General features: G+C 49.0%; 9 protein-coding genes, 1 other RNA gene and 1 pseudogene. 1 reads left to right on the top strand and 10 read right to left on the bottom strand.

The window, feature by feature from the left end; translation table 11 throughout:
• Positions 1 to 3: 3 nt before the first annotated feature.
• The 6 genes from NSQ39_RS12885 to cymR all read right to left on the bottom strand — a co-directional run bounded on the left by NSQ39_RS12885 (position 4) and on the right by cymR (position 6,500).
• A complete protein-coding gene (locus tag NSQ39_RS12885) occupies positions 4 to 465 on the bottom strand; it encodes a PRC-barrel domain-containing protein (RefSeq protein WP_046132118.1) in 462 nt (153 codons plus the stop codon).
• 88 nt (positions 466 to 553) lie between these two features.
• Positions 554 to 2,926, bottom strand: a complete 2,373-nt coding sequence (recD2, locus tag NSQ39_RS12890) for an SF1B family DNA helicase RecD2 (protein ID WP_175075741.1) — start codon at positions 2,924 to 2,926, stop codon at positions 554 to 556.
• A 57-nt stretch (positions 2,927 to 2,983) separates the two neighbouring features.
• A complete protein-coding gene (locus NSQ39_RS12895) occupies positions 2,984 to 3,604 on the bottom strand; it encodes a tetratricopeptide repeat protein (RefSeq protein WP_373688020.1) in 621 nt (206 codons plus the stop codon).
• A 117-nt stretch (positions 3,605 to 3,721) separates the two neighbouring features.
• Positions 3,722 to 4,840 carry a tRNA 2-thiouridine(34) synthase MnmA gene (gene mnmA, locus NSQ39_RS12900; protein ID WP_175075637.1) on the bottom strand — a complete coding sequence of 373 codons (1,119 nt, stop codon included), beginning with the start codon at positions 4,838 to 4,840 and terminating at the stop codon, positions 3,722 to 3,724.
• Between the two features lie 84 nt (positions 4,841 to 4,924).
• Positions 4,925 to 6,064 carry a cysteine desulfurase family protein gene (locus NSQ39_RS12905; protein ID WP_175075638.1) on the bottom strand — a complete coding sequence of 380 codons (1,140 nt, stop codon included), beginning with the start codon at positions 6,062 to 6,064 and terminating at the stop codon, positions 4,925 to 4,927.
• 19 nt (positions 6,065 to 6,083) lie between these two features.
• Positions 6,084 to 6,500 (bottom strand): cysteine metabolism transcriptional regulator CymR, encoded by a 417-nt coding sequence (cymR, locus tag NSQ39_RS12910; RefSeq protein WP_046132114.1) that lies wholly within the window; start codon positions 6,498 to 6,500, stop codon positions 6,084 to 6,086.
• A gap of 406 nt (positions 6,501 to 6,906) precedes the next feature.
• Here cymR and NSQ39_RS12915 point away from each other — a divergent pair, with 406 nt between their 5' ends.
• Positions 6,907 to 8,172: a replication-associated recombination protein A gene (locus NSQ39_RS12915; protein ID WP_046132113.1), complete on the top strand. Its 1,266-nt coding sequence runs from the start codon at positions 6,907 to 6,909 to the stop codon at positions 8,170 to 8,172.
• A gap of 18 nt (positions 8,173 to 8,190) precedes the next feature.
• Here the strand turns inward: NSQ39_RS12915 and NSQ39_RS12920 are convergent.
• From NSQ39_RS12920 to aspS, 4 genes and pseudogenes are all read right to left on the bottom strand, one after another.
• Positions 8,191 to 8,712: pseudogene (locus NSQ39_RS12920) on the bottom strand (SF0329 family protein).
• A 60-nt stretch (positions 8,713 to 8,772) separates the two neighbouring features.
• A complete protein-coding gene (locus tag NSQ39_RS12925; protein WP_046132112.1) occupies positions 8,773 to 9,537 on the bottom strand; it encodes a tRNA threonylcarbamoyladenosine dehydratase in 765 nt (254 codons plus the stop codon).
• 146 nt (positions 9,538 to 9,683) lie between these two features.
• Positions 9,684 to 9,877: non-coding RNA, 6S RNA (gene ssrS / locus NSQ39_RS12930), on the bottom strand.
• Positions 9,878 to 9,945: 68 nt separating this feature from the next.
• The gene (gene aspS / locus NSQ39_RS12935; RefSeq protein ID WP_175075639.1) at positions 9,946 to 11,724 is read right to left on the bottom strand and encodes an aspartate--tRNA ligase; all 1,779 of its coding nucleotides are present in this window, start codon (positions 11,722 to 11,724) and stop codon (positions 9,946 to 9,948) included.
• Positions 11,725 to 11,736 lie beyond the last annotated feature (12 nt).

The following is an 11,736-nucleotide window of genomic DNA, read 5'->3' on the forward strand; positions in this document are numbered from 1 at the left end:
TATTTAATTCAGGACGATTGTGCTTCTGCCTACTTGAAGCGGTTCGCCTGATGGCTGGATGTGCTTTTTGTCGCCTGACAAGTCGGCAAAAAAACCGTCTGAAAGTTCGTATGATACGATTATGCCCGAGTCGGAAGAAAAGTATACATCTTCCAGTATTCCCAGCGTATCGCCGCTCCCGTTTTTGACCATTTTTTGTTTAAGCTGGTCATAGGAAATGCTCTGCTTTGGGATTTGCATCGGCTTAAATACGGTGAAATCAACGAATATCCCGTCACGATTAATCTCAGTGACGGAGGGAAGCGGAAGGAGCGAGCGATGGTTGTAAAAGCGCCGCTTCTCTTCCATGACAAATCCGAGGCATGTCCCTTCCTGGGAAAAACAAATATCTGTCACCGCTCCAAGCAAAAGAGACGACTGCCTGTCGTAGACATTGAGCCCTTCCAGCTCATTGCATGTTCTCAAAGTGTGATCAACCACCTTTTTCAGAACAGTCTTAGGTTCTGCCGTTGGAACGGGACTCATACGATGAAATGGATTCCATGAAAAAGCTTTATTCCGCCTCTTTTTCCATAAAGTCAAACGGTGTAATGCCCTCCATGCCGATATTGGCGTCATATATGCTAAACGGCAGCTCCTTTTGGAGCGCGGCGAGCTCTTCGTCTTCTTCATGCGCTGCCTGCTGAAGCCTTCTCTTGAGCGAAGTCTGCCTTTCAGAGGAATCTTTGTTTTTGATGCCCCATTCGAGCGCTTCCTCTTCGCCGCACAAAATGAGAAATTTTTTGCTTCTTGTAATTGCCGTATAAAGCAGATTTCTTCTCAGCATCCGGTAATAGCTTTTGACGACGGGAAGGATGACGATCGGAAATTCGCTGCCCTGCGATTTATGAATCGAACAGCAGTAAGCATGCGTAAACTGATTAAAATCCTTTTTGGTGAATGTGATCTCGTTGCCGTCGAAAGAGACGACGGCCATGTCTTCTTTTTCCGTATTTTCCTTCGCATAAAAGATGGAGACGATTTCTCCCATATCTCCGTTAAACACATTGTGCTCCGGCTGGTTGACGAGCTGAAGAACTTTATCTCCCGTCCTGTAGACGACATCCCCGTACTTCAATTCCCTGCCTTTTTGCTTCGGCGGATTGAGGATGTTTTGCAAAAGCGCGTTTAATTCATTGATTCCCGCCGGTCCTCTGTACATCGGAGCGAGCACTTGGATGTCCCGTGCGGAATACCCTTTTTGCAATGCGTTTTGGACGACTTTTTCCACGACCTCTTTCATTTGCTGCTGACGGCACCTGATAAATGACCGGTCCTTTGTCGGCGCTGTCAAATTTTGCGGCAGCCGGCCCTTTTTCATATCATGCGCAAGTTCCACGATTGATGAACCTTCAGCCTGCCGGTAGATATCGGTTAATCTGACGGAAGGAATGACGTTCGAGGCTAAAAGATCCCTGAGCACCTGTCCCGGTCCGACGGACGGAAGCTGATCTTCGTCTCCGACCATGATGACCTGTATCCGGTTGGGTATCGCTTTGAACAATTGATTGGCAAGCCATATATCGAGCATGCTCGTCTCGTCGATAATCACCAGCCGGCCTTCGATCGGGTTGTCCTCGTCATGTGTAAACCCTTCAGAACCGTTCCAGCCGAGGAGCCTGTGAATCGTCACGGCCGGAAGCCCCGTCGACTCGCTCATCCGTTTGGCCGCTCTGCCTGTCGGCGCAGCCAGGACAAACGGAAACGCCTCGTCTTTTTTATAATCAGCCGGATTCAAGCTCAAACCGTGAAGCTCGCTGTACAATTCGACAATTCCCCTGATGACCGTCGTTTTCCCAGTCCCCGGTCCTCCGGTTAAAAGGAGCATCGGAGACATCAGCGCTTTTTGAATCGCTTCTTTTTGGCTTGGCGCGTACTGAACCTGCATCCGTTCCTCAAGCTCCCCTAAAGCAAGCAAAAATTCCGATTCGGGGAACTGATCGTCATATTCGGTTTGTTCCGCGATCGTCAGCACCCTTTTGGCAAAGCTTTGTTCAGCATAGTAAAGCGAAGGATAGTAGCACCTGTCATCTTCTATGAACAATTCCTTTTGTTCGCCGAGCGAAATGATCGAATCCGCCACATCCATTTCGGTCACCTTTTCTTCGCCTGGCGACTGGTTCAGCAGCTTTTGCGTCTCGATGATGAGCTGTTTTGTCTCGATGTAAGTATGCCCTTCCTGCAGGCATGCCGCTTCGATCGTAAATAAAATCGCCGCTTTGACCCGTTCTGGATGCCTGCCCGAAATCCCCATTCGGCCGCCCAGTTCATCCGCTTTCACAAAGCCGATCCCTTCGACGTCCTTCACGAGCTGGTACGGATTTTCGCGGATTTTATCAAGCGTTTCCGATTCATATGCCTGATAAATTTTCATCGAAAGCTGGGGTCCAAAACCGAACTCGCTTAACGAAATCATGATCTGCTCGAGCCCCTGGTGCTGCTGAAGCGCGGCAGCAAGCTTATCCGCTTTTTTCTTTGACAGCTTCGGGACGTCGTAAAGCACTGAAGCGTCGCCCAGAATTTTGTTGATCGCGCCTTCCCCGAGCTTATTGACGATTTCTTCTGCCGTTTTTTTGCCGATGCCTTCAAACAAGTCGCTCGACAAATATTGAATGACGCCCTCTTTTGTCGTGGGGACTTCTTTTTTAAAATGATCCGTCTGAAATTGGAGGCCGAACTTCGGATGGGAGGCGGTTTTTCCGTAAAACGTATACGTTTCATCTTCAAAGATCGCCGGAAAATAACCTGTGACGGAAACGGTTTTCTCATCAAACGATTCAGATGTTTCCTGGACTTTTACTTTCAGCACGGTATAGAGATTTGTTTCGTTGTGATAGATGACAGTTGTTACCGTTCCCTTCAGAAAGGACGCCTCATCCATTCGCATTTGGTCCGGATTTTGGTGTTTCACTGTGCTCCTCCCTCCTTTACAGCGCTCTCGGCATCATGCTTCTTCGAGCAATTGCTTGGCCTGGATGCTCAAGAAATGGTCAGGCTGTATGTCGATCGCTTTGTTCAGCATCGCAAGCGCTTTTTCCCGGTTTTCCTGATAGGCGTATGCAACGCCTAAATTATAATAAGCATCGGCATGCCCCGGATTGAGCTCCGTTACTGTGGAAAACTGGGCGATCGCTTCGTCCAGCAGGCCTTCGTTGGCAAGGCACAGCCCGTATTGAAAGCGGGCTTCGTGATCCGCTTCATTCAATTCGGCCGCCCTCTGCAAATACGGCAAAGCGAGCTTCGGCTGCTCAAGTTTTACGAGCACGGTTCCGAGCATATAAAACAAGTCGCTGTTTTCCATGCCCGTCCGGTATGCTTTTTCAAACATATCCTTTGCCTCTTGGTAGCGCTCTTTCATGACATAGACATTTCCGGCTCCATAATAAGCCGCTCCGGCTTTTTCATCAAGGCTTACCGCCCTTTCATAAAAGGCGAGCGCCCTGTCCAATTCGCCGAGTGCCGACAGCAGGTTTGCAAAGTTGATGTACGGAACGGCATCGCCGCTGTTTTTATCGATTGCTTTTGTAAATGCTTCGGCCGCTTTTTCAAAGTCTCCCTTTTGCATGGCATCAATTCCGATTTGGTTGTAGTCCAAAAGCCTTCTCCCTTTCGTGCTCGATTTTAAAAAGGCCGTCGACAAAGTCGACAGCCGTCAAGCCCCAGGATTCCGGGGCTTTGTTTATTATACATACCAGAGCTTTTGCCCGTCTTTGTATACATCATCGATCGTTCCGCCGCCAAGGCATTCTTCGCCTCTGTAAAAGACGACCGCTTGTCCAGGCGTCACGGCGCGGACAGGCTCTTTAAAAATGACTTCCGCTTCATCGGTTCCGGTCATTTTGACGGTGACCTCATGATCAGCTTGGCGATAGCGGAACTTAGCCGTGCAGGAAAGTTCAGACTCATCTCTGAAGGCGCCGCTGTGCACAAAGCTCACGTTTGTCGCCGTGATCTTGTCTGAATACAAGAGCGGGTTGTCAAAGCCTTGATCAACATACAAAATATTTTTTTCGAGATCTTTTCCGACGACAAACCACGGCTCTCCGCTTCCGCCGATGCCAAGGCCGTGCCTTTGCCCGATCGTGTAATACATCAAACCGTCGTGGCTGCCTTTGACTTCGCCTTCCATCGTCCGCATCTCTCCCGGCTGTGCCGGCAGATATTGGCTGAGGAATGTTTTGAAATTCCGTTCGCCGATAAAGCAGATGCCCGTGCTGTCTTTTTTCGCCGCCGTCGCAAGTCCCGCTTCTTTTGCGATTTCGCGGACGCGGCTTTTTTGCAGCTCGCCGATCGGGAACAGCACTTTATCAAGCTGTTCTTCTGTCAGCTGGTTCAGGAAATACGTCTGGTCTTTATTTTCGTCAAGTCCCCTCAGCATTTTAACCCTGCCTTCCGTACGGTCGACCCTCGCATAATGGCCTGTGGCAAGATAGTCTGCGCCAAGCGACAAAGCGTGCTCCAAAAAGGCTTTAAATTTAATTTCTTTATTGCACATGACATCGGGATTCGGCGTTCTGCCCGCTTTATATTCATCAAGAAAATATTGGAACACCTTTTCCCAATATTGCTTTTCAAAATTAACCGCATAATACGGGATGCCGATTTGGTTACAGACTTTAATGACATCTTCATAATCTTCCGTAGCGGTGCAAAACCCGTTTTCATCGGTGTCATCCCAGTTTTTCATAAAAATCCCGATGACATCGTAGCCTTGCTCTTTCAAAAGCAGGGCTGCGACAGAAGAATCAACGCCACCGGACATTCCGACGACTACCCGTGTATCTTCAGGCCGCTTCGTCATTTTCATCAACTCCAATAAATCAATTCATTAACTTATCCTTCACAGATCATATCATCATTATCAAGCGCGATGCGAATCTTTAGCTCACGCCAGACGATCTACAACCTTTGCGAGCTCTTCTGCCGCGCGCTTTATTTGCTCTTCGGTATTGCCAAAGCCGAAGCTGATCCGTATTGATGAAGTGAGCTGATCTGCATGTTCGCCGAACATCGCGGAGAGAACATGGGAAGGAAGAACCGATCCGGCGGTGCAGGCCGATCCGCTCGATACCGCGATGCCGGCCATATCCAAGTTAACGAGCAGCGCCTCGACCGAAACCCCCGGGAAGTACAAGTTCAAAATATGGGGAAGACTGTCCTCAAGACTTCCGTTCACTTCAAATTGGACGCCTTCACGTTCAAGCGTTTTGGTGATGATGTTTTTGAAGCGGCGGTAAAGAGCCGTTTTTTCTTCTCTTTCCTGTTTTGTGAGAATAACGGCTTCGCTCAACCCCACGATCCCTGGCACGTTTTCCGTTCCGGCCCGGCGTTTGCGTTCCTGTTCGCCTCCGAAAACAATCTGCGTGAGCTTCGCTTTTTCATTGACATACAAAAAGCCTGTCCCCTTCGGTCCATTCAGTTTGTGCCCGGAAACAGACATCATGTCGATATGGCTGCCTTTTACATCGATCGGCAAGAAACCGAACGCCTGAACGGCATCTGTGTGGAACAATGCCTGATGGTCTTTTACAAGCGCTCCGATTTCGTCAATCGGCTGAAGCGTCCCCACTTCATTATTTCCGTACATTACCGTGACAAGGATGGTATCATCGCGCAGCGCATCCTCGACTTGCCGGGCGGAAACCCGGCCGCTTTTGTCAACGTCAAGGTATGTCACATCAAAGCCCATTTCCTCCAGCCTGTTGCATGTATGCAGTACTGCGTGATGCTCTATCTTGGTCGTGATGATGTGCTTTCCTTTATCCTTATTCGCCTGCGCGCTTCCTAAAATCGCCATATTGTCGGCTTCCGTGCCGCCACTCGTAAAAACGATTTCATTCTCACGCGCTCCGATTTCCCCGGCGATCATCGCCCTTGCATCATCAATCCATTTCCGGCCTTCTCTGCCGAAGGAATGAATGCTTGAAGGATTGCCGAAGTTTTCCGTAAAATAAGGCAGCATTTTTTCTACTACGCGCGGATCGGTCGGAGAAGTTGCTGCATGATCTAAATAAATCCGTTCCATCCTCATTACACCTCAAGTCTTAAATGTAAAACATATAGGCTTCCTGATCGCCTTCCGTATAGCTTGCCAAGTCTTCGAGCGTCGTGGAGTCAAGCACTTCCTTGACGGCGTCGCGGATCTTGATCCACAGCTCGCGTTTGGCAGGCTCCTCGTTTTCAAGCACTTCAACGGGGCTGATCGGGCCTTCCAGCACGCGGATAATGTCGCCCGCCGTAATGGAAGCTGGGTCATCGCCAAGAATATAGCCGCCGTATGCGCCGCGGATGCTTTTGACAAGCCCGGCATTCCGCAACGGGGATACAAGCTGTTCCAAATAATGCTCGGATAAATCGTTTGTCTGGGCAATGCTTTTCAAAGAAGTCGGGCCTTCGCCATGCTTCTTGGCAAGCTCAATCATAATCGTCAGCCCGTATCTGCCTTTAGTTGATATTTTCAAATTAAACACCTCTAACCTATAACAAAATCATGCCTTCAGGACGAAGTTACTCAGGCCGTTTCACAGGACGTGAAAGTCTTTAGCCGAGTTTCGCTCCGGACGAAGGTACTCTGGGCCCTCTCACAGGATGCGGAAGCCGTAAACCGCATTTCGTTACGGAGATTTCCGCCGAAAAAAAGATATCCCCGCCCTGCTGTCGGCCGTCCGGATATTTCTTCTGCGTGTACAAGCCGCTATATGCCGGCAAGCATTTTGCTTGTCCGTCTGATAGATTACAGGTAATTATAGCACACTTTATATAAACTTTCATTTTCCGCTATATAATCAGTGTTGCCATATTGATTTCTTTTCTAATCGTCTTTTTTCCGTTACTCTATAAAAAGAATATATTCAGGAGAGATTGATCATGAAACCATTAGCATTTCGAATGCGTCCGACAAAAATTGAAGAGGTTCTCGGCCAAGATCATCTCGTAGGAGAAGGCAAGATCATTCAGCGGATGGTGCAGGCAAAGCACCTTTCGTCCATGATCCTGTACGGGCCGCCCGGCATCGGAAAAACATCGATCGCAACGGCCATTGCCGGGAGCACAAGCATCGCCTTCCGGAAGCTGAACGCGGTGATCAACAACAAAAAGGACATGGAAGCAGTTGCCGCTGAAGCGAAAATGTCCGGTCAGGTGATATTAATATTGGACGAGGTGCACCGGCTCGACAAAGGCAAACAGGATTTCCTTCTGCCGTATTTGGAAAACGGAATGATCATCATGATCGGGGCGACGACGGCCAATCCTTATCATGCGATTAATCCGGCGATCAGAAGCAGAACGCAAATTTTCGAGCTGCACCCTTTGAGCCCGGACCAAATCAAAACAGCCATCGAACGGGCTCTGCATGACGAGCACAGAGGCTTAGGTTCATATCAGGTTGAGATTGACGAGAAAGCGCTCGACCATTTCGCGGCAGGCTGCGGCGGAGACGTCCGTTCGGCACTAAATGCAGTGGAGCTTGCCGTTCTGTCGACAAAAGAAAATGAAGAAGGAATCATTCATATTACGACGGAAACGGCGGAAGAATGCCTCCAGAAAAAAAGCTTCGCACATGACAAAGACGGTGACGCTCATTATGACGTGATCTCCGCCTTTCAAAAATCGATCAGGGGATCTGACGTGAATGCTGCTCTCCATTATTTGGCGCGGCTGATGGAAGGCGGTGATTTGGAAAGCCTTGCCCGGAGGCTTCTCGTCATCGCTTATGAGGATATCGGACTTGCAAACCCGCAGGCCGGCGGGAGAACGCTCCAAGCGATTCAAACAGCGGAACGGATCGGGTTCCCCGAAGCGCGCATTCCTCTGGCAAACGCCGTAATCGAGCTTTGCCTGTCGCCTAAATCAAACTCGGCCATCCTCGCAGTTGACAAGGCTTTGGCAGACGTCCGGTCAGGAAAAATCGGCGATGTGCCGAAACACTTAAAAGACGCCCATTATAAAGGGGCTGCCGAGCTTGGCAGGGGCGTTGATTACAAATACCCGCACGACTACGAAAACGGCTGGGTCAAGCAGCAATACCTGCCTGATCCATTGAAAAACAAAGTGTATTACGAACCGAAGCAGACGGGAAAATTTGAACTCGCGCTTAAACAGGTATATGACAAGCTGATGAAGACAAAATGAAAAACGGCCCATCCCCCTTTATCCGGGGAGACGGGCCATTTTTCGTTCCGCTTCCGTTCTGAGCTTGTAAAAATACTTGACGATTTCGTGTTCGCGGTCAATGACCGGTACCATTTTTAAGAGCCGGCGTCTGCCCGTCCTTCTATCTATCATTCCGAGCATTCTGACAAGAACTTGTTCAGACGACAATGTTTGATTAATACTGTTTGTGAAATACTCGTCAAGCGCAGCAAAAAATTGGTATCGATAAAAATGTCCGTCTTCATTTGCCTGATGCAGGGCTTCGTCATAAATCCGCTCGTTTTCCGTTACATCATCAACATTTCTTACGCTATTGGATCGGGACTCTATTTCGGTCGTTTTGTTTATCGCTGTAAGCGTGCACATGCTGAATATATCTTTCCCGTCCACATTAATGAAAGCCCTCCCCATTTAATCATGGGCTTTTCGATATGCCGTAACGTGAAAGTTCACCCGATTTTTTAGACTTTCGCATATCAAATCGTCCAATCGCCTTTTATCTTTGCTCCATCTTCTCATGAACTTCCTCCAAAACGGCAAAAAGGATAGCCGGCGGCATTTCCTTGCTATCCTTTTGCATTATTTATCTTTCACCCTTTTGATCGGAATATCTTTCAATAGCTCCATGACCACATGGCCGCCCATGATTAAGCCGGCGACTGACGGAACAAAGGCGTTTGATGACGGCGGCATCTGCGCTTTGCGGATTTTCGCCTCATCATTTCCGACGACTTTGCGGACGTCTTCGCGGATCACGATTGGGCTTTCATCGGAAAAGACGACTTTAATGCCTTTTGTAATGCCTTCTTTGCGCAGTCTCGTCCGAATCACTTTTGCAATCGGATCTGTGTGCGTTTTTGAAATATCGGCGACTTGAAACCTCGTCGGATCCGTCTTATTGGCCGCGCCCATGCTTGAAATGATCTTGATGTTCCGCTTGAGGCACTCCTTCATTAAATGGATCTTATAATGAATCGTATCCGAGGCGTCGATCACATAGTCAGGTTCATAGGCAAAAAACTGCTCATACGTTTCTTCCGTATAAAACATCTTTAAGGCGATGCAATCGCATTCCGGGTTGATATCGGCGATCCTTGCCTTCATCAAGTCAACCTTGGGCTGGCCGACCGTCGAAAGCAGCGCGGGAAGCTGACGGTTGACGTTTGTGATGTCAACGTCGTCTTTATCGACCATTACGATTCTGCCGACTCCGGAGCGGGCGAGCGCTTCTGCCGCGAACGAACCGACGCCGCCGATTCCCAAAACGGCAACCGTGCTGTTTTTTAAAATTTTCAATCCTTCTTTGCCAATCGCTAATTCATTGCGTGAAAACTGATGTAACAAGAATCTCACTCCATCTTTATATACAGTTACCGATAGTATCTTATCATAATCGGGTCATTAAACAAGCTGTCTGTTCAATTTTCATTCATATTTTTGCTTTTGTCTCATACACTTTTCTAAGTATGGCCAAAATTTTCAAACTACAAAAAAGTCCCGATTGTGCCGTTGCCGCATTCCTTCGTTTTGATCCCGCTCTCGGCAGGTGGGTGTTCTGTTCCAAACTTTGCAAGTCCTCCGGTTTCGAGTGAAAAGAGGCATTTACTCCGTTTGAAAACAATGAACTCCCAAGTAAAGAAATGTTCGGTCAAAACTAGGTGTACAACAAACACATCAGGACTTTATTTGTTAAAAATGATATCATACGTCCCCTTGATTTTCAATGGGATGAACAGCCGTATATTTTACAATTTACTGTCGAACTTTGCGGTTGATTGACAGGTGCAGCTCATCGAGCTGGGCGCTGTCAACTTCGCTAGGAGCTTCCATCAACAGACAGCTTGCGCTTGCTGTTTTCGGGAAGGCGATCGTATCTCTCAAATTGGTTCGGCCGCTGAGCAGCATCACAAGCCGGTCAAGGCCGAGCGCGATTCCGCCGTGCGGGGGAGCCCCGTATTCAAACGCCTCAAGCAGGAAGCCGAACTGTTCTTTCGCCTCTTCCTCAGATAAACCGAGAAGCGCAAACATTTTCTCCTGAACGTCTTTTTCAAAAATACGGATCGATCCGCCGCCCAGCTCATAGCCGTTTAAGACGAGGTCATAGGCTTGAGCTTTCATGTCTTCCGGATTCGTGTCGACCAGTTCCAGGTCTTCCCGGACAGGCATCGTGAACGGGTGGTGCGCCGCATAGAAGCGTCCTTCTTCTGAGTCATACTCAAGAAGCGGCCAATCCACAACCCATAAAAAGTTGAACAAGCTTTCATCGATCAGTTTCAAATCTTTTCCGAGCTTTAAGCGCAGTGCGCCGAGAGCGTCATTGGCGACTTCCAGCCGGTCTGCGACAAAGAGGATGAGGTCCCCTTCCGCCGCGTTTAGCGCTTCAGCGAGCGCCTGTCCTTTTTCATCCTGGAAGAACTTCGCAATCGGCCCTTTTAAACCGTCCGCTTCGGCTTTCAGCCATGCCAGTCCTTTCGCCCCGTAGTTTGCGGCGAATTCGCCGAGCGCATCGATGTCTTTCCGCGAATATTTGGATGCTGCCCCTTTTACGTTTATTGCTTTGACTGCGCCTCCATTTGCCACGGCTGACGCAAATACTTTAAAATCAGAGTCCTTTACGGTTTCTGACACATCGGTCAACAGCATGCCGAACCGTGTATCAGGTTTGTCTGAACCATAAAGGTTCATCGCATCTTGATAAGACATTCTCGGCAGCGGCAGCGGGATTTCAATGCCCCGTGTTTCCAGCAGCACCCTGGCGATCATCTCTTCAGCAAGCTTCATGATGTCTTCCTGGCTCATAAACGACATTTCGATATCGATCTGCGTAAACTCCGGCTGGCGGTCGGCGCGCAAATCTTCATCCCTGAAGCAGCGAGCGATTTGATAGTAGCGGTCAAAACCGGACACCATCAATAGCTGCTTGAAAAGCTGCGGGGACTGCGGCAGTGCGTAAAATTCGCCTTCATGAACGCGGCTCGGTACGAGATAATCGCGCGCTCCTTCAGGCGTTTTTCTTGTCAATACCGGTGTTTCTATATCGATAAAGCCGTTATCGTCAAGGAAGCTGCGGACGGCTTTCGTAACGTTATGCCGCATTTTTAACGTGTTGTACATCTCCGGCCGCCGCAAGTCGAGATACCTGTGCTTCAATCTGACGTCTTCAGACACTTCGGAGGCCTGGTCACTGATCGCGAAAGGAGGCGTTTTTGCCGCGCTCAGCACGGTGACCGATTCAGCCTGGATTTCAATTTTGCCTGTTTTCAGGTTGGGATTGACCGTGGCTTCTTCGCGTGCGACGACTTTGCCCGTGATGTCAAGCACGTATTCACTGCGGATCGTTTCCGCCGTTTTGAGCGCATCTGCGGAAAGATCGGGATTAAAGACAACCTGAACGATGCCGGATCGGTCTCTTAAATCGATGAAAATCAGACCTCCGAGATCGCGTCTTTTTTGAACCCATCCTTTTAGTACAACGGTTTCTCCAATCGCCTTCTCCGTGATTTCGCCACAATAATACGTTCGTCCAAACAAAGCGTTCCTCTC

It is taken from the genome of Bacillus sp. FSL W8-0848 (assembly GCF_038007805.1).
Taxonomy (GTDB): Bacteria; Bacillota; Bacilli; order Bacillales; family Bacillaceae; genus Bacillus; species Bacillus glycinifermentans.

Coding starts and splice junctions, on each gene's coding strand:
- NSQ39_RS12915 (WP_046132113.1), top strand. CDS start 6,907: ATGAAACCATTAGCATTTCGAATGCGTCCGACAAAAATTGAAGAGGTT.
- NSQ39_RS12905 (WP_175075638.1), bottom strand. CDS start 6,064: ATGGAACGGATTTATTTAGATCATGCAGCAACTTCTCCGACCGATCCG.
- NSQ39_RS12895 (WP_373688020.1), bottom strand. CDS start 3,604: ATGCAAAAGGGAGACTTTGAAAAAGCGGCCGAAGCATTTACAAAAGCA.
- recD2 (WP_175075741.1), bottom strand. CDS start 2,926: ATGCGAATGGATGAGGCGTCCTTTCTGAAGGGAACGGTAACAACTGTC.
- mnmA (WP_175075637.1), bottom strand. CDS start 4,840: ATGACGAAGCGGCCTGAAGATACACGGGTAGTCGTCGGAATGTCCGGT.